This is a genomic window from Streptomyces koelreuteriae (assembly GCF_018604545.1).
Classification (GTDB): Bacteria; Actinomycetota; Actinomycetes; order Streptomycetales; family Streptomycetaceae; genus Streptomyces; species Streptomyces koelreuteriae.
Genome location: NZ_CP075896.1, coordinates 3,247,342 through 3,269,200, shown reverse-complemented (window position 1 = coordinate 3,269,200; position 21,859 = coordinate 3,247,342). Strand labels below are relative to the sequence as shown.

At 68.8% G+C, this 21,859-nt stretch carries 22 protein-coding genes and 4 tRNA genes; 21 read left to right on the top strand and 5 right to left on the bottom strand.

Annotated features, from left to right (window positions below):
- Positions 1-76: 76 nt before the first annotated feature.
- Entirely contained in the window at positions 77-565 is a 489-nt protein-coding gene (locus tag KJK29_RS14455; protein ID WP_215119503.1) for a YajQ family cyclic di-GMP-binding protein, read from the bottom strand.
- 221 nt (positions 566-786) lie between these two features.
- On the opposite strand from KJK29_RS14455, the gene KJK29_RS14450 reads away from it, so the two are divergent.
- Together KJK29_RS14450 and KJK29_RS14445 are read left to right on the top strand one after the other, a co-directional pair.
- A tRNA-Tyr gene (locus KJK29_RS14450) sits at positions 787-868 on the top strand.
- A gap of 339 nt (positions 869-1,207) precedes the next feature.
- Positions 1,208-1,420: a hypothetical protein gene (locus tag KJK29_RS14445; RefSeq protein WP_215119502.1), complete on the top strand. Its 213-nt coding sequence runs from the start codon at positions 1,208-1,210 to the stop codon at positions 1,418-1,420.
- Between the two features lie 21 nt (positions 1,421-1,441).
- On the opposite strand, the gene KJK29_RS14440 is transcribed toward KJK29_RS14445, so the two are convergent.
- Together KJK29_RS14440 and KJK29_RS14435 are read right to left on the bottom strand one after the other, a co-directional pair.
- Positions 1,442-2,098: an NAD(P)H-binding protein gene (locus KJK29_RS14440; RefSeq protein ID WP_215119500.1), complete on the bottom strand. Its 657-nt coding sequence runs from the start codon at positions 2,096-2,098 to the stop codon at positions 1,442-1,444.
- A gap of 101 nt (positions 2,099-2,199) precedes the next feature.
- Positions 2,200-3,462 carry an amidohydrolase family protein gene (locus KJK29_RS14435; protein ID WP_215119499.1) on the bottom strand — a complete coding sequence of 421 codons (1,263 nt, stop codon included), beginning with the start codon at positions 3,460-3,462 and terminating at the stop codon, positions 2,200-2,202.
- Positions 3,463-3,746: 284 nt separating this feature from the next.
- Here KJK29_RS14435 and KJK29_RS14430 point away from each other — a divergent pair.
- The 9 genes from KJK29_RS14430 to KJK29_RS14390 all read left to right on the top strand — a co-directional run bounded on the left by KJK29_RS14430 (position 3,747) and on the right by KJK29_RS14390 (position 9,013).
- Positions 3,747-3,819 (top strand) — tRNA-Thr (locus KJK29_RS14430).
- A 46-nt stretch (positions 3,820-3,865) separates the two neighbouring features.
- A tRNA-Met gene (locus KJK29_RS14425) sits at positions 3,866-3,938 on the top strand.
- Positions 3,939-4,027: 89 nt separating this feature from the next.
- Positions 4,028-4,192 carry a 50S ribosomal protein L33 gene (rpmG, locus tag KJK29_RS14420; RefSeq protein ID WP_003948671.1) on the top strand — a complete coding sequence of 55 codons (165 nt, stop codon included), beginning with the start codon at positions 4,028-4,030 and terminating at the stop codon, positions 4,190-4,192.
- A gap of 100 nt (positions 4,193-4,292) precedes the next feature.
- Positions 4,293-4,745, top strand: coding sequence for a MaoC family dehydratase N-terminal domain-containing protein (locus KJK29_RS14415; protein ID WP_215119497.1), 453 nt, complete (start codon positions 4,293-4,295; stop codon positions 4,743-4,745).
- A gap of 8 nt (positions 4,746-4,753) precedes the next feature.
- Positions 4,754-5,182: a MaoC family dehydratase gene (locus KJK29_RS14410; RefSeq protein ID WP_215124279.1), complete on the top strand. Its 429-nt coding sequence runs from the start codon at positions 4,754-4,756 to the stop codon at positions 5,180-5,182.
- A gap of 114 nt (positions 5,183-5,296) precedes the next feature.
- Positions 5,297-5,866 (top strand): TetR/AcrR family transcriptional regulator, encoded by a 570-nt coding sequence (locus KJK29_RS14405; protein WP_215119495.1) that lies wholly within the window; start codon positions 5,297-5,299, stop codon positions 5,864-5,866.
- A gap of 92 nt (positions 5,867-5,958) precedes the next feature.
- The gene (locus KJK29_RS14400) at positions 5,959-7,395 is read left to right on the top strand and encodes an MFS transporter (RefSeq protein WP_215119492.1); all 1,437 of its coding nucleotides are present in this window, start codon (positions 5,959-5,961) and stop codon (positions 7,393-7,395) included.
- Positions 7,396-7,481: 86 nt separating this feature from the next.
- Entirely contained in the window at positions 7,482-7,862 is a 381-nt protein-coding gene (locus KJK29_RS14395; RefSeq protein WP_215119491.1) for a DUF3291 domain-containing protein, read from the top strand.
- 92 nt (positions 7,863-7,954) lie between these two features.
- Positions 7,955-9,013, top strand: coding sequence for a UDP-N-acetylmuramate dehydrogenase (locus KJK29_RS14390; protein WP_215119490.1), 1,059 nt, complete (start codon positions 7,955-7,957; stop codon positions 9,011-9,013).
- A gap of 13 nt (positions 9,014-9,026) precedes the next feature.
- On the opposite strand, the gene KJK29_RS14385 is transcribed toward KJK29_RS14390, so the two are convergent.
- Both KJK29_RS14385 and KJK29_RS14380 read right to left on the bottom strand, forming a co-directional pair.
- A complete protein-coding gene (locus KJK29_RS14385) occupies positions 9,027-10,058 on the bottom strand; it encodes an adenosine deaminase (RefSeq protein ID WP_215119488.1) in 1,032 nt (343 codons plus the stop codon).
- Positions 10,059-10,192: 134 nt separating this feature from the next.
- Positions 10,193-11,419, bottom strand: a complete 1,227-nt coding sequence (locus tag KJK29_RS14380) for a pyridoxal phosphate-dependent aminotransferase (protein WP_215119484.1) — start codon at positions 11,417-11,419, stop codon at positions 10,193-10,195.
- A gap of 306 nt (positions 11,420-11,725) precedes the next feature.
- On the opposite strand from KJK29_RS14380, the gene KJK29_RS14375 reads away from it, so the two are divergent.
- From KJK29_RS14375 to rpoB, 10 genes are all read left to right on the top strand, one after another.
- A tRNA-Trp gene (locus KJK29_RS14375) sits at positions 11,726-11,798 on the top strand.
- A gap of 108 nt (positions 11,799-11,906) precedes the next feature.
- Positions 11,907-12,191 (top strand): preprotein translocase subunit SecE, encoded by a 285-nt coding sequence (gene secE / locus KJK29_RS14370; RefSeq protein WP_215119482.1) that lies wholly within the window; start codon positions 11,907-11,909, stop codon positions 12,189-12,191.
- A gap of 80 nt (positions 12,192-12,271) precedes the next feature.
- Positions 12,272-13,102, top strand: a complete 831-nt coding sequence (gene nusG / locus KJK29_RS14365; protein WP_215119481.1) for a transcription termination/antitermination protein NusG — start codon at positions 12,272-12,274, stop codon at positions 13,100-13,102.
- Between the two features lie 161 nt (positions 13,103-13,263).
- Complete coding sequence (gene rplK / locus KJK29_RS14360) at positions 13,264-13,698, top strand: 50S ribosomal protein L11 (protein WP_031141270.1); 435 nt, start codon at positions 13,264-13,266, stop codon at positions 13,696-13,698.
- Between the two features lie 76 nt (positions 13,699-13,774).
- Entirely contained in the window at positions 13,775-14,500 is a 726-nt protein-coding gene (rplA, locus tag KJK29_RS14355; protein ID WP_215119478.1) for a 50S ribosomal protein L1, read from the top strand.
- Positions 14,501-14,628: 128 nt separating this feature from the next.
- A complete protein-coding gene (locus tag KJK29_RS14350; RefSeq protein WP_215119477.1) occupies positions 14,629-15,486 on the top strand; it encodes a LolA-like protein in 858 nt (285 codons plus the stop codon).
- A 93-nt stretch (positions 15,487-15,579) separates the two neighbouring features.
- Positions 15,580-16,410, top strand: a complete 831-nt coding sequence (locus tag KJK29_RS14345) for a LolA-like protein (RefSeq protein WP_215119472.1) — start codon at positions 15,580-15,582, stop codon at positions 16,408-16,410.
- Between the two features lie 293 nt (positions 16,411-16,703).
- Positions 16,704-17,234 carry a 50S ribosomal protein L10 gene (gene rplJ / locus KJK29_RS14340; protein WP_215119470.1) on the top strand — a complete coding sequence of 177 codons (531 nt, stop codon included), beginning with the start codon at positions 16,704-16,706 and terminating at the stop codon, positions 17,232-17,234.
- Between the two features lie 114 nt (positions 17,235-17,348).
- Positions 17,349-17,738: a 50S ribosomal protein L7/L12 gene (gene rplL, locus KJK29_RS14335; protein ID WP_215119469.1), complete on the top strand. Its 390-nt coding sequence runs from the start codon at positions 17,349-17,351 to the stop codon at positions 17,736-17,738.
- A gap of 573 nt (positions 17,739-18,311) precedes the next feature.
- Complete coding sequence (gene rpoB, locus KJK29_RS14330) at positions 18,312-21,797, top strand: DNA-directed RNA polymerase subunit beta (RefSeq protein WP_215119468.1); 3,486 nt, start codon at positions 18,312-18,314, stop codon at positions 21,795-21,797.
- Positions 21,798-21,859: the final 62 nt, after the last annotated feature.

Sequence of the window (21,859 nt, the reverse complement as noted above, 5' to 3'; positions counted from 1 at the left end):
AGAAGGGTGGACACCGACAGGTGCCCACCCTTCCTCGTACCAGTGCGGACCGGGAGCCCCGAGGACCCGACCGGACCTACCGGTAGTTCACGAACTGCAGGGCGAAGTCGTAGTCCTTCTCCTTCAGCAGGGCGATGACGGCCTGCAGATCGTCACGGCTCTTGGAGCTGACCCGCAGCTCCTCGCCCTGCACCTGCGCCTTCACGCCCTTCGGGCCCTCGTCGCGGATGGCCTTCGCCACCTTCTTCGCGTTGTCCTGGGAGATGCCCTCCTTGATCGAAGCGAAGATCTTGTACTCCTTGCCGGAGAGCTGGGGCTCGCCCGCGTCCAGAGCCTTCAGCGAGATGCCGCGCTTGATCAGCTTGGACTGGAAGACGTCGAGGATCGCCTTCACCCGGTCCTCGGAGTTCGCCTCCATGAGGATCTGCTCACCGGACCATGAGATCGAGGCGCCCACGCCCTTGAAGTCGTAGCGCTGCGAGATCTCCTTGGCGGCCTGGTTGAGTGCGTTGTCGACCTCCTGCCGCTCGACCTTCGAGACGATGTCGAAACTGGAGTCGGCCATGTCCTGTGGCTCCTTGTATCGGGGTGCGTATCGTGCGTACCGGCGTACGTGGGCGGCCGCCGGTCCCGTTCAGGTCCCGGGCCGCATCCGGACAAGCCTAGCCACCCCCCGCCCTCCGGGCGCCGATCAATCGGGTGGCGAAGCACCCCTCCACATCAGGTATTGTTTACGTCGTTGCCACGGAGCGCCGCCGAAAAGCGGTTCGAAGGGCAGCAACCCCCGGCGGTGTGCCCGAGCGGCCAAAGGGAGCAGACTGTAAATCTGCCGGCTCAGCCTTCCCAGGTTCGAATCCTGGCGCCGCCACACTGGGGAGAACCCCCTTCCTCTGCGGAGACGCGGAAGAAGGGGGTTTTTCGTATGCGGTGGCCGCGAAGGGTGGCGCGTTCCTTGGGGCAGGGTGGCGCGTATCTCACCCGGCCGGCTGCCACGCTGAACTCCCGCAGCCGCCACAGGCGTTCGCCGCCTCCCTCAGCGACCTGACGCGAGCGGCGGCCCAGCGCGATGCGACCCGACACAGTCAAGCCCATTGATTGACTTAGGCAATCAAGAGCCCCGGGTGGGGGTGCGGTGAGCGAAGAGAGAAGGGGCGCGCAGCAGAGGAGGACAGGCATACTCAGGCCGCTCGCGCGGCACACTGGCTCCATGTCCTCCCGCCGCAGAATCTGCCCCCAGTGCCGCCGCGAGATCGCCGTCGTCGCGGGGCGGTACGCGCGTCACGACCCGCCGGGCGCCCGGGAACACGGCGAACTCACCTCGTGCCCGGGCTCCCGACGACAGGCGCTGCTCGGTGCGGAGCAACCGGCCCTGGACGGCTACGCGGTGCCCGACTTCCCTGGCCAACTGCCTCTGTTCTAGGGAAACTCCACCGGGAAGCCGTCAGTTCCCCGCCACCGACTTCACCGCCACGGACACCGGCGCCGGTCCGCTGATCAGCTCCAGGGTGAGCCCGGCCGTCGCGGCGGTGTCCACCAACTCCGCCAGTACGGCGGCCACGTCGTCACGCGGGATCGGCCCGCGGCCCGTACGCGCCTCCAGGCGGACGAGGCCGGTGCCGGCGTCGTCCGTGAGCTGACCGGGCCGCAGGATCGTCCAGTCCAGGGCGTTCAGGCCGCGCACATACGCGTCCGCCTCGCCCTTGGCGCGCAGGTACACGTCGAAGATCTCGTCGCCCTCGTGCCGAGGGTCGGCGCCCATGGACGACACGACCACCAGGCGCCGTACGCCCGCCTTCACCGCCGCGTCCGCGAAGAGGACCGCCGCGGCCTTGTCCACCGTGTCCTTGCGGGCCGTCCCGCTACCCGGACCCGCGCCGGCCGCGAAGACCGCCGCGTCGGCACCCCGTAGCCGCTCCGCGACCTCGTCCACGGACGCCGACTCCAGGTCGAGCACGACCGGTTCGGCACCGGCCTCCCGCAGATCGTCGGACTGTTCGGCCTTGCGGATGATCCCCGCGACCTCGTCCCCGCGCGCGGCGAGCAACCGCTCCAGCCGCAACGCGATCTGACCATGACCACCAGCGATGACAATGCGCATGCCTTCGACCGTACGCCCGGACGCCCCCGTCCGCCGCACGACTTCGGCCACGCCCCCACCGCCCCTCACCCCAGCGCCCCACACCGGCCCCCGCCCCGCCCTTACGACACTTGCCCCCGCCCCTGCCGCGGCAGCCCCAGTTCCGCCGCGGCCGCCGAATCGCAGTACTCCCGCACCGCGCTGGTCCGTGCCACCACACGCCCCCGGTGCACCACCACCCGGCTGTACGCCAGCGAGAGCGCCCCCGCCAGCCGGTCCCCGCGCACCGCGAGCAGTTCGGCCGGGAAGCCCGCCTCCACGCGCACCTCGGGCAGCCCCAGCACCGCCCGCGCCGACCCGCTCACCGCGTCGTACGCCTCCTCGGGCGCCAGGCCGTAGCGCGAGGCCAGCAGGAACGCCGCCTCCAGCGGGTCGCCACGCCCCACGGGGTTCGACACGTCCCGCAGCGCCCCGCTCCCGGCGGCCACCCGCACCCCGGCCGCGCGCAGCAGCCGTACGGGAGCCGTGCCCCGGTGGTCCACGCCACCGCAGCCGCCCTGCGGCAGGCACACCACCGCCACCCCGGCCGCCGCGAGCTGGTCGGCCGTCCGAGAGGCCACCTCGGTGGGCAGCCGTCCGAGATCGCCGCACGGGCTCAGGGTCACGCCGGGGCGCAGTCCGCCCGCCATCGCCGCGAGCCGGGCCAGCCGCGCCGGGTCCCCGGCGTCCGTGTGCAGGTCGACGGGGCAGCCGTGCTCGGAGGCCACCTCCAGGACCGCCTCCACGTACCCCGTCGGATCCGGGTCGAGGTCGGGCCGGCCGCCCACCACCGAGGCGCCCATCTTCACCGCGTCCCGCAGCACCGCCAGCCCGTCCGCCCCGGCCACCCCGGTCAGCACCCGGGGCATCGCCACCGTCGTCAGCTCGGCCAGGCCCCGTAGCGCCCGCCGTGCCTGCAACACCGCCTCCAGCGCGCCGAGTCCCTGGACGTCCCCCACGCGCACGTGGGCCCGCAGCGCCGTCGCCCCGTGCCCGAGCTGGAGCAGCGCGGCCTCGGTCGCCCGGCGCTGCACGTCCTGCGGCTCGTACGAGACGGGGCCCTCGGCGTCGGCCGACAGGGCCGTGTCGGCGTGGGCGTGCGGTTCGGCCGGGGCCGGCAGGAGCAGATAGCCGCCGAGGTCCACCCGCGCCCCGCACGCGCGCGTGCCGCCCGCCGCCAGGCTGCCGGCCGTCCCGACCGCCTCGATGTGCCCGCCGCCCAGCCGTACGTCCACGGTCCGGCCGTCGGTCAGCCGCGCCCCGCACAGCAGCAGCGACGACGGGTCGGCCGGACCCGGCGAGGACGACGACGGGGGCGGTGGCGGCTGCGGCCGGCTGTCGGGCATCGCACTCCAGGGGCTCGGGCTTGCGCACGGGGAGGACGCATGATCACGCAGAGTGAGTCGAGCCTAGGACGGCCTCCCGCCCATGGCGGGGAGGAGCGCAATAGTCGTACCGGTGTGGCCCGCTGTGCGGAAGGGAAGCCGGAAGGGAAGCGGAAAGGGGAGCGGGAGAGGCGGCAGGGAAGGCGCTCGCGAGGCTGCTCGCAGGACGGTCCGAGCGCCCGCGGCGGGTGCCCCGAAACGGATTTGGGTGAACGGCTGCAGACCGTGTAATGTCTTCATCGCTCGCCCCAATAGCTCAGTCGGCAGAGCGTCTCCATGGTAAGGAGAAGGTCAACGGTTCGATTCCGTTTTGGGGCTCTGGTGTGTGAGGTTCCCGTCGCAAGGCGGGATCCGATCGCATCACAGCGGTGTAGCTCAGTCGGTAGAGCAAGCGGCTCATAATCGCTGTGTCACCGGTTCAAGTCCGGTCACCGCTACTGACAGTAGCCGATTGCGGGGTCGGTCCTTCGATCGGCTACTCTTCTATGCGTTAAACCATCCCATCCGTTCGTCAAGGAGCACTCACGTGGCTGCCACCGACGTCCGCCCGAAGATCACGCTGGCCTGCGTGGAGTGCAAGGAGCGGAACTACATCACCAAGAAGAACCGGCGTAACAACCCGGACCGTCTTGAGATGAAGAAGCACTGCCCGCGTTGCAATGCGCACACCGCGCACCGCGAAACGCGATAAAACAGGCTCGTACACGAGGCCGCTCCCGAGTGATCGGGGGCGGCCTCGCGTCGTTGAATGACCCGTACCGGTCAGTAGAGCAACCAGGAGGTGCCGAGCCATGGCGCTCGACCAGTCCTTCGTGGGGCGGACGTACCCGCCCACCGCGCCCTACGAGGTGGGCCGGGAGAAGATCCGTGAGTTCGCCGAGGCGGTCGGGGACGCCAACCCGGCGTACACGGACGCGGAGGCGGCCAAGGAGCTCGGCCACCCCGACGTGATCGCGCCGCCGACCTTCGTCTTCTCGATCACCTTCAAGGCCGCCGGCCAGGTCGTCCAGGACCCCCAGCTCGGCCTGGACTACAGCCGGGTGGTGCACGGCGACCAGAAGTTCGCCTACCGCCGCCCGGTCCGCGCCGGCGACCGGCTCACGGTCACCTCGACCATCGAGGCCGTCAAGTCCCTCGCGGGCAACGACATCCTGGACATCCGCGGCGAGGTCCACGACGAGGCCGGCGAGCACGTCGTGACCGCCTGGACCAAGCTCGTGGCCCGCGCGGCCGAGGAGGCGTGAGCGATCCCATGACGGCGAAGATCTCCTACTCCGACGTCGAGGTCGGCACCGAACTGCCCGCGCAGACCTTCCCCGTGACCCGGGCGGACCTCGTCCAGTACGCAGGCGCCTCCGGCGACTTCAACCCGATCCACTGGAACGAGAAGTTCGCCAAGGAGGTCGGCCTGCCGGACGTCATCGCGCACGGCATGTTCACCATGGCCGAGGCGATCCGCGTGGTCACCGACTGGGCCGGCGACCCGGGCGCGGTCGTCGAGTACGGCGTCCGCTTCACCAAGCCGGTCGTCGTCCCCAACGACGACGAGGGCGCCCTGATCGAGGTCGCCGCCAAGGTCGCGGCCAAGCTCGACGACAACACCGTCCGCGTGGACCTGACGGCGACCAGCGCCGGACAGAAGGTGCTGGGCATGTCCCGGGCGGTCGTACGGCTGGCCTGAGCCGGCGAGACAGACAGCAGGTAAGGGGCGCTCTCCATTGCGGGGCGCCCCTTACGCGTGAGCTGTCCGCGGTACCCCTTGACGTAGTTAGTGATTAAGTACTAACTTACTTGCATGCCCAGGATGAGTGCGGAGGAGAGGCGCGAGAGCGTCATCCGCGCGGCGACGATCGAGTTCGCCCGCGGCGGTTACCACGGCACGTCGACCGAGGCGATCGCCCGGCGGGTCGGTGTCTCGCAGCCGTATCTCTTCCGGCTCTTCCCCGGCAAGAAGGCGATCTTCCTGGCGGTGGCGCAGCGGTGCGTGGAGGACACGATCCGCACGTTCGCCGAGGCCTCCGAGGGGCTGGAGGGCGAGGAAGCCCTGCACGCCATGGGCAACGCGTACACCAAGGTCATCGCGGAGCGGCCCGAGCGGCTCATGATGCAGATGCAGATGTACGTCGCCGTGAAGGCCGCCGAGGAAGAGGGCGACCACGAGTTCGGCGAGTCGGTGCGGGCCGGCTGGATGCGGCTGTGGGACACCGTCCACGTTCCGCTGGGCGCCGACGTCAACGAGACGACGACCTTCATGGCCTACGGGATGCTCGTCAACTGCCTGGCGGCCATGGGCTTCCCTCCCGAGCATCGCGTCTGGGAGGGGCTGTATCCGTCGGCGCGGCTCAAGGGTCGACTGGAGACCTGACAAGGGAAGGCGGGATTGCCGCGCCTTTTCATGATCGCGAAAGTTAGTAATCAATTACTAATCGATCAAACGAATCACCCCTTGGGGGAGCGATGTCACAGCAGACCGCACGCCGCGGGGGAGCCGCCTGGGCCCTCGTCATCACCAGCGTCGCCGGATTCATGGCGGCCCTCGACAACCTCGTCGTCACCACCGCCCTGCCCTCTATCCGTGAGGATCTCGGCGGCGCCCTGCACGACCTGGAATGGACCGTGAGCGCCTACACGCTCACCTTCGCCGTCCTGCTGATGTTCGGCGCGGCCCTCGGCGACCGCTTCGGCCGCCGCCGGCTCTTCATAGTGGGACTCGCCGTCTTCACCGGGGCCTCCGCCGCCGCGGCCATGGCACCCGGTATCGACTCCCTCATCGCCGCCCGCGCGGTCCAGGGCGCGGGCGCGGCCATCATGATGCCGCTGACGCTCACCCTGCTGACCGCCGCCGTGCCCGCGGCCAAGCGGGGCATGGCGTACGGCATCTGGGGCGCCGTCAACGGACTGGCCGTCGCCTCCGGACCGCTCGTCGGCGGCACCCTCACCGAACACATCTCCTGGCAGTGGATCTTCTGGCTGAACGTCCCGCTGGGCCTGGCCCTGCTGCCGCTCGCCCGCCTCCGCCTCGCCGAGTCGCACGGCACCGGGTCCCCGCTCGACATCCCCGGCACCCTGCTCGCCAGCGGCGGTCTCTTCGGCATCGTCTACGGCCTGGTCCGCGGACCCGTGGACGGCTGGACCGGCTCGCTGGTCCTGACGGGCCTGTTCGCCGGCACCGCACTGCTCGTGGGCTTCGTCCTCTACAGCACCCGTGCCAAGAACCCCATGCTCCCGATGCGGCTCTTCCGCTCCCGGGCGTTCGCCGGCATCAACGCGGCGAGCCTGCTGATGTTCCTCGGCATGTTCGGCTCGATCTTCCTGCTCAGCCAGTACATGCAGGGCGTCCTCGGCTACTCGCCCACCGAGGCGGGCCTCAGGATGCTGCCCTGGACCGGTATGCCGATGCTGATCGCCCCGATCGCCGGCCTCCTGGCCGACCGCATCGGTGGCCGCCCGGTCGTCGCGGCCGGTCTGTTCCTGCAGGCCCTGGGCCTCGGCTACATGGCGGTCGTGGCCACGCCGGACGCCTCCTACGCCGCCCAGCTGCCCGCCCTGATCGTCAGCGGCATCGGCATGGCCCTGTACTTCGCCCCCGCCGCCCATCTGGTGATGTCCAGCGTCCGGCCCCAGGAGCAGGGCATCGCCTCCGGCGCGAACAACGCCCTGCGCGAGGTCGGCGGAGCGCTCGGCATCGCCGTCATGGCGTCGATCTTCGCGTCCCAGGGCGGCTACGAATCCGGCCAGGCCTTCGTCGACGGCATGCGGCCGGCCCTGGTGACGGGCTCGGCGGTGGTCGGCCTCGCCGGCATCGCGGCCCTGCTGATCCCGACCCGGCGGCACACCGAGCGGCAGACGGCCGCTGCCGAACCGGCGCCCGTCCTGGAGACCGCTTCCCGCTGAGACCACAAGGCCTGACCAAGGCCTGGCCACAAGGCCTGACCGCAACGCCTGACCACGAGGATCGACGACCCGAAGGAGGAACCGCCATGCCCACCCTTCCCTGGACCGTCCCGAACACCCCGCCCGACGGCATCGAGGTGCACGTCTTCGCCTCCCGCTTCGAGACCCGCACCCTGTGGGGAGCGCTCAAGTTCCTCGCCGGCACGCCCGCCGTCTGGCGGCAGGTGAGCCGGAGCCCGGGCGCCTACGGGGCCACCCTGAAGGCGCAGCCCTTCAAGCGGACCTTCTGGACGCTGTCCGCCTGGGAGTCGAAGGCCGCGCTCCGCGACTTCGTCCGCTCGGGCGCCCACGGACCGGCCGCCCGGGGCCTCGCCCCGCAGATGGCCGACGCGGCGTTCACCACCTGGCAGGCCAAGAGTGACGAACTCCCGCTCTCCTGGTCCGAGGCGATGCGACGCCTGTCCTGACAGCCACGCGCGCGTGCGGCCGACTTCCTCGCGAAGACGGCCGCACGTACGTGTGCCCGACCCTGTCAGTGCCGTCTCGTACTCTTGAGCCCGTGCAGGAACTCCACGACGCCCCCCTCGCCCCGCTGACCACCTTCCGCCTGGGCGGTCCCGCGACCCGGCTGATCACCGCGACGACGGACGACGAGGTGATCGCCGCCGTCCGCGAAGCCGACGAGGCGGGCACCCCCCTGCTGCTCATCGGCGGCGGCTCGAACCTGGTCATCGGCGACAAGGGCTTCGAAGGCACCGCCCTCGTCATCGCCACCCAGGGCTTCTCCCTCGACGGCACCCGGCTGGAGCTGGCCGCCGGCGAGGTGTGGACCGACGCCGTCGCCCGCACGGTGGAGGCGGGCCTCGCGGGCATCGAGTGCCTGGCCGGCATCCCCGGCTCGGCGGGCGCGACCCCCATCCAGAACGTGGGGGCGTACGGCCAGGAGGTCTCCTCGACGATCACCGAGGTCGTCGCCTACGACCGCCGGACCGGCGAGACGGTCACCCTGGCCAACGAGGAATGCGCCTTCTCCTACCGCCACAGCCGCTTCAAGTCCGACCCGGAGCGCTTCGTGGTGCTGCGCGTGCGCTTCGCCCTGGAGGACGCCGGCGGCCTCTCCGCCCCCCTCCGGTACGCCGAGACGGCCCGCGCCCTCGGCGTCGAAGCGGGCGACCGCGTCCCGCTCGCGTCGGCCCGGGACACGGTGCTCAAGCTGCGCGCCGGCAAGGGCATGGTCCTGGACGCCGAGGACCACGACACCTGGTCGGCCGGCTCCTTCTTCACCAACCCGATCCTCACGGACACCGACTTCGCGACGTTCCGCGCGCGCGTGAAGCAGCGCCTGGGCGACGACGCCGAGCCCCCCGCCTACCCGGCGGGAGACGGCCACTCCAAGACCTCCGCCGCCTGGCTGATCGACAAGGCCGGCTTCACCAAGGGCTACGGCGACGGCCCCGCCCGCATCTCCACCAAGCACACCCTGGCCCTCACCAACCGGGGGACTGCGACCACGGAGGACCTCCTCGCCCTGGCCCGTGAGGTCGTGGCCGGAGTCCACGAGGCCTTCGGCATCACGCTGGTCAATGAGCCGGTGACGGTCGGCGTCAGCCTCCAGTAGGAGAGGGCGGGCGCTAGGACAGCAGCCAGTCGTCCACGCCCGCCAGGAGCTTCTCCTTCACGTCCTCCGGTGCCGCCGACCCCCGCACCGACTGCCGGGCCACCTCCGCCAGCTCCGCGTCCGTGAACCCGTGGTGCTGCCGCGCGATCTCGTACTGCGCCGCCAGCCGGGACCCGAACAGCAGGGGATCGTCCGCGCCCAGCGCCATCGGGACACCCGCCTCGAACAGAGTCCGCAGGGGGACGTCCTCCGGCTTCTCGTAGACACCGAGCGCCACGTTCGACGCCGGGCACACCTCACACGTCACGCCCCGGTCGGCCAGCCGCTTCAGCAGCCGCGGGTCCTCCGCCGCCCGGACCCCGTGCCCCAAGCGGTTCGCACCCAGGTCGTCCAGACAGTCCCGTACGGACGACGGCCCCGTCAGCTCGCCCCCGTGCGGCGCCGACAGCAGCCCGGCCTCCCGCGCGATGCCGAACGCCCGGTCGAAGTCCCGGGCCATCCCCCGGCGTTCGTCGTTGGAGAGCCCGAAGCCCACCACGCCCCGGTCCGCGTACCGCACCGCCAGCCGGGCCAGGGTGCGCGCGTCCAGCGGGTGCTTCATCCGGTTCGCCGCGACCAGGACCCGCATACCGAGCCCCGTCTCACGCGATGTCGTCTCCACCGCGTCGAGGATGACCTCCAGCGCCGGGATCAGGCCCCCCAGCCGTGGCGCGTACGACGTCGGGTCGACCTGGATCTCCAGCCACCCCGAGCCGTCCCGCAGATCCTCCTCCGCGGCCTCCCGCACCAGCCGCTGGATGTCCTCCGGCTCCCGCAGGCACGAGCGCGCCGCGTCGTACAGCCGCTGAAAGCGGAACCAGCCCCGCTCGTCCGTCGCCCGCAGTCTCGGAGGCTCCCCGCTGACCAGCGCCTCGCTCAGCGCGTCGGGCAGGCGCACCCCGTACTTCTCGGCCAGTTCCAGCACGGTCGAGGGCCGCATCGAGCCGGTGAAGTGCAGGTGCAGATGGGCTTTCGGCAGTTCAGAGACATCACGTACACGCTCCATCCCAGGATCCTGCCGTATGCCTCAGCCGTCCCGACAGGGTTTTCCCCGAACGTGGTCTTGCTCGCACGCCCACACGACAAAGCGGGCCGCGCCCCGCAAGGGGAACGGCCCGCCGTGACTGCTCACCTCAGTGGTCAGTCCCTGGCCTCCGCCAGCAGCTTCTGGATCCGGCTCACGCCCTCGACGAGATCCTCGTCACCCAGCGCGTACGACAGCCGCAGATACCCGGGCGTGCCGAACGCCTCGCCGGGCACCACCGCGACCTCGGACTCCTCCAGGATCAGCGCGGCCAGCTCGACCGTGTCCTTGGGCCGGCGCCCGCGGATCTCCTTGCCGACCAGACCCTTCACCGAGGGGTACGCGTAGAACGCGCCCTCGGGCTCCGGGCACACCACGCCGTCGATCTCGTTCAGCATCCGCACGATCGTCTTGCGGCGCCGGTCGAAGGCCTCACGCATCTTCGCGACCGCGTCCAGGTCGCCGGAGACGGCGGCCAGCGCCGCCACCTGCGCCACGTTGGACACGTTCGACGTGGCGTGGGACTGCAGGTTCGTCGCGGCCTTGACCACGTCCTTCGGGCCGATGATCCACCCGACCCGCCAGCCGGTCATCGCGTACGTCTTCGCGACACCGTTGACCACGACGCACTTGTCGCGCAGCTCGGGCACCACGGCCGGCAGCGACACGGCGGAGGCGTCGCCGTAGACCAGGTGCTCGTAGATCTCGTCGGTCAGCACCCACAGGCCGTGCTCGGCGGCCCAGCGGCCGATCGCCTCGGTCTCGGTCTCGCTGTACACCGCGCCCGTCGGGTTGGAGGGCGACACGAAGAGGACCACCTTGGTCTTCTCCGTACGGGCCGCCTCCAGTTGCTCCACGGACACCCGGTAGCCGGTCGTCTCGTCGGCGACGACCTCCACCGGGACACCCCCGGCCAGCCGGATCGACTCCGGGTACGTCGTCCAGTACGGCGCGGGCACGATGACCTCGTCGCCCGGGTCGAGGATCGCGGCGAAGGCCTCGTAGATGGCCTGCTTGCCACCGTTGGTGACGAGGATCTGCGAGGCGTCGACCTCGTAGCCCGAGTCGCGCAGCGTCTTCGCGGCGATCGCGGCCTTCAGCTCGGGCAGACCGCCGGCCGGCGTGTAGCGGTGGAACTTCGGGTTCTTGCAGGCCTCGATCGCGGCCTCGACGATGTAGTCCGGGGTGGGGAAGTCGGGCTCACCGGCACCGAAGCCGATCACCGGCCGCCCGGCTGCCTTGAGGGCCTTGGCCTTGGCGTCCACGGCGAGGGTGGCGGACTCGGAGATCGCGCCGACTCGGGCGGAGACCCGGCGCTCGGTGGGAGGGGTTGCAGGGCTCATGGGCCCCATCGTTTCAGACCGGAAACGCTCGCGGCACGGGGGTTTCACAGACTGAACAACGTCGGGCAAACCCTTGAACAACAGTACGGATCGACCGTCCGGCCTGGGCGATCTTCAGCCTGATGCCAGCCGCCGGCTCCCTGCTCTCGGGGCGATCTTGCGCCAACAAGGGCCCCCGCGGGCCCTTTCTGTTCGACGACCGGCCGCGGAGCACGTACACTCTCACCTCGTTGGCCTCCCGCAGGCCGCGCCCGTTCGGTGCACACCAAGCATCCGGACGGATGCGGTACGTTGGGGGACACACAAAGGGTCGTAGCTCAATTGGTAGAGCACTGGTCTCCAAAACCAGCGGTTGGGGGTTCAAGTCCCTCCGGCCCTGCTACACACACCTTCGCCAGGATGTGTGCGCATGTACGTACAGCAATGCACCGCCGTGCGGCTCAGACCGGGCGCGGCACGGCCACGACCCGGAATCAGGTGAGGACGAGTGACGGACGCCGTGGGCTCCATCGACATGCCTGATGCCCAGGATGAGGCGCCGGAGTCCAAGAAGGGCCGCAAGGGCGGCAAGCGCGGCAAGAAGGGCCCGCTGAAGCGCCTGGCCCTCTTCTACCGCCAGATCGTCGCGGAGCTGCGCAAGGTCGTCTGGCCGACGCGCAACCAGCTCACGACGTACACGACCGTGGTGATCATCTTCGTGGTCATCATGATCGGCCTGGTCACCGTGATTGACTATGGACTCAGCAACGCCGCCAAGTACGTGTTCGGCTGAGCAGCCCGCGAAGAGCGCCGAGGTACCCGGCGCTCCTTTCGCATGTTCCACCCCTATGTATCCAGGAAGAAGCAGCCACCGTGTCTGACCCGAACGTGAACGACGCCATCGAGCCTGTCGAGTCCGTCGAGGACGAGCTCGACACCGTCGAGGGCGCGGACAGCGAGGACACCGAGACCTCCGCCGAGGTCGAGGCTGCCGACGCCGTCGCGGACGACGCCGCCGAGGCGGAGACCGAGGACGACGGCGAAGAGGCCGCGGAAGAACTCGTCGAGGAAGAGCCCGAGGACGACCGCGACCCGATCGAGAAGCTCCGCGAGGAACTGCGGGTCCTGCCCGGCGAGTGGTACGTCATCCACACCTACGCCGGCTACGAGAACCGCGTGAAGACCAACCTCGAGCAGCGCGCCGTCTCGCTGAACGTCGAGGACTACATCTTCCAGGCCGAGGTGCCGCAGGAAGAGGTCGTCCAGATCAAGAACGGCGACCGCAAGACGATCAAGCAGAACAAGCTCCCCGGCTACGTCCTCGTCCGCATGGACCTGACGAACGAGTCCTGGGGCGTCGTCCGCAACACCCCCGGCGTCACCGGCTTCGTGGGCAACGCCTACGACCCGTACCCGCTGACCCTGGACGAGATCGTCAAGATGCTCGCCCCGGAGGCCGAGGAGAAGGCCGCCCGCGAGGCCGCCGAGGCCGAGGGCAAGCCGGCCCCGCAGCGCAAGGTCGAGGTCCAGGTGCTGGACTTCGAGGTCGGCGACGCGGTCACCGTCACCGACGGCCCGTTCGCCACGCTGCAGGCGACCATCAACGAGATCAACCCCGACTCGAAGAAGGTCAAGGGCCTCGTCGAGATCTTCGGCCGCGAGACGCCGGTCGAGCTCTCCTTCGACCAGATCCAGAAGAACTGACGCACACCAGCTTCCGAGCAGGTCAGGCGGGCTCCTGGAGCCTGCCTGACCTGCTCGGTTTTTGGCCGCACATGGATACCCGTTATCGTGGTGCGGTATGCCTCCAGCCGGATGATCCGGTTCGGAGGCTGGAAAACTCTCACTAGGACCCGGAGAGAGCAATGCCTCCCAAGAAGAAGAAGGTCACGGGGCTCATCAAGCTCCAGATCCAGGCCGGTGCCGCCAACCCGGCCCCGCCGGTCGGCCCCGCGCTGGGCCAGCACGGCGTCAACATCATGGAGTTCTGCAAGGCCTACAACGCCGCGACCGAGTCGCAGCGTGGCTGGGTCATCCCGGTGGAGATCACGGTCTACGAGGACCGTTCCTTCACCTTCATCACCAAGACCCCGCCGGCCGCCAAGATGATCCTGAAGGCCGCGGGCATCGAGAAGGGCTCGGGCGAGCCGCACAAGACCAAGGTCGCGAAGATCACGCGTGACCAGGTCCGTGAGATCGCCACGACCAAGATGCCCGACCTCAACGCCAACGACCTGGACGCCGCCGCGAAGATCATCGCCGGCACCGCCCGTTCCATGGGCGTCACGGTCGAGGACTGAGCCCCAACCCCATCAGCAGAAGTGGCAGGGCCGGCTCGGCCCGGACCACGACTCCTAAGAATCCACAGGAGCAGTAGTGAGCAAGCGCAGCAAGTCCCTTCGCGCTGCGGACGCCAAGATCGACCGGGAGAAGCTGTACGCCCCGCTCGAGGCCGTCCGTCTCGCCAAGGAGACCTCCACGACCAAGTTCGACGGCACCGTCGAGGTCGCCTTCCGTCTGGGTGTCGACCCGCGCAAGGCCGACCAGATGGTCCGTGGCACCGTGAACCTCCCGCACGGCACCGGTAAGACCGCCCGGGTCCTGGTCTTCGCGACCGGTGACCGTGCCGAGGCCGCTCGTGCCGCGGGCGCCGACATCGTCGGCGCCGACGAGCTGATCGACGAGGTGTCGAAGGGCCGTCTGGACTTCGACGCCGTCGTCGCCACCCCGGACCTCATGGGCAAGGTCGGCCGCCTCGGCCGCGTGCTCGGCCCGCGTGGTCTGATGCCGAACCCGAAGACCGGCACCGTCACCCCCGATGTCACCAAGGCTGTCAACGACATCAAGGGCGGCAAGATCGAGTTCCGCGTCGACAAGCACTCGAACCTGCACTTCATCATCGGCAAGACGTCGTTCGACGACACCAAGCTGGTGGAGAACTACGGCGCGGCGCTGGAGGAGATCCTCCGTCTGAAGCCGTCCGCCGCCAAGGGTCGCTACATCAAGAAGGCCGCCATCAGCACCACGATGGGCCCCGGCATTCCGGTCGACTCCAACCGCACCCGCAACCTCCTCGTCGAGGAGGACCCGGCCGCGGTCTGAGCCTGACGGCTCGCCCAACCGGTCACGGGCCCCGCACCTCTTACAGGTGCGGGGCCCGTTCCCTTTTCCGGTACGTACTCCGGTGGCCTGGGTTAACGTGCGGGAACCGGATACGAACGGGGGGACGTATGCAGGGCACGACCGCGCACCGCGTGGGCCTGGTGCTCGCGGTGGCGACCGCGCTGACGGGCTGTACCTTCTCGGACTCCTCCGACCGCCCCGGCGAGGACGACCCTGCCGCGCGCTCCGCCTCCCTGGCGGCCCTGCGCTCCGCCGAACGGGCCACCGCCCGGGCCGAGTCCGCCCGGGTCGAGTCCACGACCACCATGGGCTCGCTGATGTCCATGACCGCCGACGGCACCCTCGGCTGGGGCGACGGCATCACCGGCACCCTCACCATCACCTACACCGGTGGCACGATCGCCGACACCATGCGCAGGCTCGGCACCACCTCCATGGAGGCCCGCTACCTGCCCGACGCCTACTACGCGCGCATGGGCGACACGTTCGCCGAGCAGGCGGGCGGCAGGCACTGGATCCGGTACGCGTACGAGGACCTCGAAGCCCTCGCCGGCGGATCCGGGGCGCACCTCGGCGACCAGATGCGCACCACCACGCCCAACCAGTCCGTGAAACTCCTGCTGGCCTCCGGCGACGTCAGAAAGGTCGGCGAGGAGACCGTGCGCGGCCGGGCCGCCACGCACTACTCCGGCACGGTGGCCGCGGCTGACGTCACCGACGAGGGCCTGCGCAAGCAGCTCACCGAGGCCGGTGTCACCACCGAGACCGTCGACATCTGGGTCGACGAGCGGGATCTGCTGGTCAAGAAGGTGGAGAAGGCGCGGATGACCACGGGCCGGATGACCCAGACCGCGCACTACCGCGACTACGGCGTCCGGATCCGGACCGAGCGGCCCCCGCAGTCCGACACCGGGGACTTCGAGGACCTGATGCGGAAGAAGCCCGCCACAACCGGTACACCCTGACGTTGCCGTCAATTCGGTTAGATCACTTGTACCCCTCTGGTATAGGCTCGCGGCCTTGCTGTGAAGCAAGTCTGCATTCCTTGGGGGGAATCAATGAAGACATCTATACCCGTCGCCGGGCTGGGCGCGCTGCTTCTCGCCGCCGGGGCGGTCGGCTGCGGATCCGAGCAGTCGCCGGAGATGACGCCCGCGGCCGCCGTCGCCAAGGCCGCGAAGAACACGGAGGACATCACGTCCCTCCAGTACCGCCTGAGCGGCACGAGCCCGGGTGAGGGCCGGGTCAAGGGCGAGGCGTCGATGCGCATGAAGCCCACGATCGCCATGAGCATGAAGATGACGGCTCCCGACAAGGGAACCACCGAGGCCGTGGAGATCCGCCTCGTCGACAAGGCCATGTATCTCGGTGGGGGAGCCGACATGGCCAAGGAGATGGACGGCAAGCGCTGGATCAAGTTCGACCTGTCCGGCTCCGAGGCGGGCAAGGACCTCGACCAGATGGGCAGGAGCACGAGCCAGGCCGATCAGAACCCGGCGGCCCAGTCCGCCTTCCTCACGGGCGCCAAGGACGTGAAGAAGGTCGGCTCCGAGAAAGTCGAGGGCGTCGAGACGACCCACTACTCGGGCACGGTCACCCTCGCCGACCTGCGCGCCTCCCTCAAGGACGCCAAGGGGGACACTCGCGAGCAGCGCGAGAAGAGCATCAAGCAGTTCGAGAAGCTCGGCGTCGACAAGCTCGCGATGGACATGTGGATCGACGGCGAGGACCACACCAAGCAGTTCCGCATGAAGGGCGACGCCGACAAGGGCCCGCTCGACATGACCATCACCTTCCTCGACTACAACAAGCCGGTGGACGTCAAGGCGCCGCCGGCCAAGGAAGTCGCGGACCTGGGCGAGATGTTCAAGGAACTCGAGACGAGCTGATCCGGCGTACGGGGCGGATTTGCTTGACGGCGATCCGTTCCCGTACCCTCCTGTAGAAGCCAAAGACCGCTGGTCGTTACCGCGCGCTCGTAAGAGGGCGCGGTGGCCGAAGGATCCGCTGAACGGCGGACGACCCGCGCAGGTGACACTGGAAGAGCTCCTGGACTTCGCTGCCTTGTGCGGCGGACAACCGGTTGAGCTACGCCCCGTGCGCTTGCGCCGGGGCGTTTCGTTTTCCCCAGTCCTCCTTCGGGTCCGCGCGGTCCGAATCACCCGGAAGGAGGCCGAGGCTCATGGCGAGGCCTGACAAGGTCGATGCCGTCGAGGAGATGCGGGACAAGTTCCGCAACTCCAACGGTGCCGTCGTTACCGCGTACACCGGTCTCACCGTGGCGCAGCTGCAGCAGCTGCGTCGTTCACTCGGTGAGAACGCTAACTACCGTGTGGCGAAGAACACGCTGACCAAGATTGCGGCCAATGAGGCCGGGATCAACACGATCGACGACCTCTTCACGGGTTCGTCGGCCGTCGCCTTCGTGACCGGTGACCCGGTCGAGGCGGCGAAGGGTCTCCGTGACTTCGCCAAGGACAACCCCAACCTCGTCATCAAGGGCGGTGTCCTTGACGGCAAGGCGCTGTCCGCCGACGACATCAAGAAGCTTGCGGACCTCGAGTCCCGCGAGGTTCTGCTCTCCAAGCTGGCCGGTGCCATGAAGGGCAAGCAGTCGCAGGCTGCCTCTGTCTTCCAGGCGCTGCCGTCGAAGCTCGTCCGCACCGTGGACGCGCTCCGTGCCAAGCAGGACGAGCAGGGCGGTGCCGAGTAACTCGGCTCGCATCCCGGCCCCCGCTGCCTGAACGCGGGAGCCGTCGCGGGCCAGACGTACGCCCGCCTCACATGTACATCCGGCACCTGCCGATTTAGTGGAAGGACCGCCATCATGGCGAAGCTCAGCCAGGACGACCTGCTCGCCCAGTTCGAAGAGATGACCCTCATCGAGCTCTCCGAGTTCGTGAAGGCCTTCGAGGAGAAGTTCGACGTCACCGCCGCCGCTGCCGCGCCGGTCGTCGTCGCCGGTGGTGCCGCTGGTGGCGCCGCCGCCGAGGCCGTCGAGGAGCAGGACGAGTTCGACGTCGTCCTCACCGGCGCCGGCGACAAGAAGATCCAGGTCATCAAGGTCGTGCGTGAGCTGACCTCCCTCGGCCTGAAGGAGGCCAAGGACCTGGTCGACGGTGCGCCGAAGCCGGTTCTGGAGAAGGTCACCAAGGAGGCCGCCGAGAAGGCGAAGGAGTCCCTCGAGGGCGCCGGTGCCTCCGTCGAGGTCAAGTAAGACCTCTCGGATCCGTCAGGATCCACGACACGTCCCCCTGGACGTGTAACGCGTAAGCGCTCAAGAGCGATCATCCATCCGGGTGGTCGCTCTTCGGCGTTCCGGGGGTCCGGCCACGGTTGCCTTGCACCCCCGGTGGCGGGGGGTATGGTGATCTTCGTCGTGTCTCCGGGCGGCTCCGCTTCGGGCAGGGGGGCCTTGACGAACCGCACGCAGCGCGCAATTCTCAGGACGCGTCGTCACAAGGATCCGTATCCGAGGCATGGATCGACGGCGAAGAGGGCAGTATCAACGTGCGTTGAGGGCAGCGCCTTGTCGCAGGAGTGGAACAACGAGGGTCAACACGGGCGTGAAAACCCGGACTGGACATCAGTGTGCCAAGTGGCTACACTGACCCTTTGCGCTGCCTGTTAGCTGTCCCCTGCCCGTCACCAGGGGTCTGCCCTCACCCGAGCATCGATGACAAGAGCTGTCTGACCTGGCCTTATGGCTGGACCGACGCAGCTTGTCTCTGTGTACGGGAGAGGGGCCGGTACGCGCGTAGTGAGTCCGAGCCCTCGGAAGGACCCCCTCTTGGCCGCCTCGCGCAACGCCTCGACCGCGAATACGAACAACGGCGCCAGCACCGCCCCGCTGCGCATTTCCTTTGCAAAGATCAAGGAGCCTCTCGAGGTTCCGAACCTGCTCGCGCTGCAGACCGAGAGCTTCGACTGGCTGCTCGGCAACACCGCTTGGCAGAGTCGGGTCGAGGAGGCTCTGGACAACGGTCAGGACGTCCCCACCAAGTCCGGTCTGGAGGAGATCTTCGAGGAGATCTCCCCGATCGAGGACTTCAGCGGGTCGATGTCGCTGACCTTCCGTGACCACCGCTTCGAGCCGCCGAAGAACTCGATCGACGAGTGCAAGGAGCGCGACTTCACGTACGCGGCCCCGCTCTTCGTCACCGCCGAGTTCACGAACAACGAGACCGGCGAGATCAAGTCCCAGACGGTCTTCATGGGCGACTTCCCGCTCATGACGAACAAGGGCACCTTCGTCATCAACGGCACCGAGCGTGTCGTGGTGTCGCAGCTGGTCCGTTCGCCCGGTGTCTACTTCGACTCCTCCATCGACAAGACGTCCGACAAGGACATCTTCTCCGCCAAGATCATCCCGTCCCGGGGTGCCTGGCTGGAGATGGAGATCGACAAGCGCGACATGGTCGGTGTCCGCATCGACCGCAAGCGCAAGCAGTCCGTCACCGTCCTGCTCAAGGCTCTCGGTTGGACGACCGAGCAGATCCTCGAGGAGTTCGGCGAGTACGAGTCCATGCGCGCCACCCTGGAGAAGGACCACACCCAGGGTCAGGACGACGCGCTGCTCGACATCTACCGCAAGCTGCGTCCGGGCGAGCCCCCGACCCGTGAGGCCGCGCAGACGCTGCTCGAGAACCTCTACTTCAACCCCAAGCGCTACGACCTCGCCAAGGTCGGCCGCTACAAGGTCAACAAGAAGCTGGGCGCGGACGCTCCGCTCGACGCCGGCATCCTGACCGTCGAGGACGTCATCTCGACGATCAAGTACCTGGTGAAGCTGCACGCGGGCGAGACCGAGACGGTCGGCGACAGCGGCACCTCGATCGTCGTCGAGACCGACGACATCGACCACTTCGGCAACCGCCGTCTGCGCAGCGTCGGCGAGCTCATCCAGAACCAGGTCCGTACGGGTCTGGCGCGTATGGAGCGTGTCGTCCGCGAGCGGATGACGACCCAGGACGTCGAGGCGATCACGCCGCAGACCCTGATCAACATCCGGCCGGTCGTCGCCTCCATCAAGGAGTTCTTCGGCACCAGCCAGCTGTCGCAGTTCATGGACCAGAACAACCCGCTGTCGGGTCTGACGCACAAGCGTCGTCTCTCGGCTCTGGGTCCCGGTGGTCTGTCCCGTGAGCGGGCCGGCTTCGAGGTCCGTGACGTGCACCCCTCGCACTACGGCCGCATGTGCCCGATCGAGACGCCTGAAGGCCCGAACATCGGTCTGATCGGCTCGCTCGCCTCCTACGGCCGGGTCAACGCGTTCGGTTTCGTCGAGACCCCCTACCGCAAGGTGTTCGAGGGCCAGGTCACCGACGAGGTCGACTACCTGACCGCCGACGAGGAAGACCGCTTCGTCATCGCGCAGGCCAACGCGCCGCTCACCGACGAGCTCCGCTTCGCCGAGGCCCGCGTGCTGGTCCGCCGTAAGGGCGGCGAGGTCGACTACGTCACCGGCGAAGACGTGGACTACATGGACGTCTCGCCGCGCCAGATGGTGTCGGTCGCGACCGCCATGATCCCCTTCCTGGAGCACGACGACGCCAACCGTGCCCTCATGGGCGCGAACATGATGCGTCAGGCCGTGCCGCTGATTAAGTCCGAGGCCCCGCTCGTCGGCACCGGCATGGAGTACCGCTCCGCGGCCGACGCCGGCGACGTGGTCAAGGCCGAGAAGCCGGGTGTGGTCCAGGAGGTCTCCGCGGACTACATCACCACCGCCAACGACGACGGCACGTACATCACGTACCGCCTGGCCAAGTTCGCCCGCTCCAACCAGGGCACCTCGGTCAACCAGAAGGTCATCGTCGGCGAGGGCGACCGGATCATCGAGGGCCAGATCCTCGCGGACGGTCCGGCCACCCAGCAGGGCGAGATGGCGCTGGGCAAGAACCTGCTCGTGGCGTTCATGCCGTGGGAGGGTCACAACTACGAGGACGCGATCATCCTGTCGCAGCGCCTCGTGCAGGACGACGTCCTCTCCTCGATCCACATCGAGGAGCACGAGGTCGACGCCCGTGACACCAAGCTCGGCCCCGAGGAGATCACCCGGGACATCCCGAACGTCTCCGAGGAGGTCCTCGCCGACCTCGACGAGCGCGGCATCATCCGCATCGGCGCCGAGGTCATCGCCGGTGACATCCTCGTCGGCAAGGTCACGCCCAAGGGTGAGACCGAGCTGACGCCCGAGGAGCGCCTGCTGCGCGCGATCTTCGGTGAGAAGGCCCGTGAGGTCCGTGACACCTCGCTGAAGGTGCCGCACGGCGAGACCGGCAAGGTCATCGGCGTCCGCGTCTTCGACCGCGAGGAGGGCGACGAGCTTCCCCCCGGTGTGAACCAGCTGGTGCGCGTCTACGTCGCGCAGAAGCGCAAGATCACCGACGGTGACAAGCTCGCCGGCCGTCACGGCAACAAGGGCGTCATCTCGAAGATCCTGCCGATCGAGGACATGCCGTTCCTGGAGGACGGCACCCCGGTCGACATCATCCTCAACCCGCTCGGTGTGCCGTCCCGAATGAACCCGGGTCAGGTCCTGGAGATCCACCTCGGCTGGCTCGCCAGCCGCGGCTGGGACGTCTCCGGTCTCGCGGACGACTGGGCGCAGCGCCTCCAGGCCATCGAGGCCGACAAGGTCGAGCCCGGCACCAACGTCGCCACCCCCGTCTTCGACGGTGCGCGTGAGGACGAGCTGGCGGGTCTGCTGAACCACACGATCCCGAACCGCGACGGCGAGCGCATGGTGCTCCCGACCGGTAAGGCGCCGCTGTTCGACGGCCGCTCCGGCGAGCCGTTCCCGGAGCCGATCTCGGTCGGCTACATGTACATCCTGAAGCTGCACCACCTGGTCGACGACAAGCTGCACGCCCGTTCGACCGGTCCGTACTCGATGATCACCCAGCAGCCGCTGGGTGGTAAGGCCCAGTTCGGTGGCCAGCGCTTCGGTGAGATGGAGGTGTGGGCGCTGGAGGCTTACGGCGCCGCGTACGCCCTCCAGGAGCTGCTGACCATCAAGTCCGACGACGTCACCGGTCGCGTGAAGGTCTACGAGGCCATCGTCAAGGGCGAGAACATTCCCGAGCCCGGCATCCCCGAGTCCTTCAAGGTGCTCATCAAGGAGATGCAGTCCCTGTGCCTCAACGTGGAGGTGCTGTCCTCGGACGGCATGTCCATCGAGATGCGCGACACCGACGAGGATGTCTTCCGCGCTGCGGAGGAGCTTGGCATCGACCTGTCCCGGCGCGAGCCGAGCAGCGTCGAAGAGGTCTGACGGGAGTTCGGAGGCCTTCGTCATGAAGGCCTCCGGCCCCAGGACCCCCGTATCAGACCCCA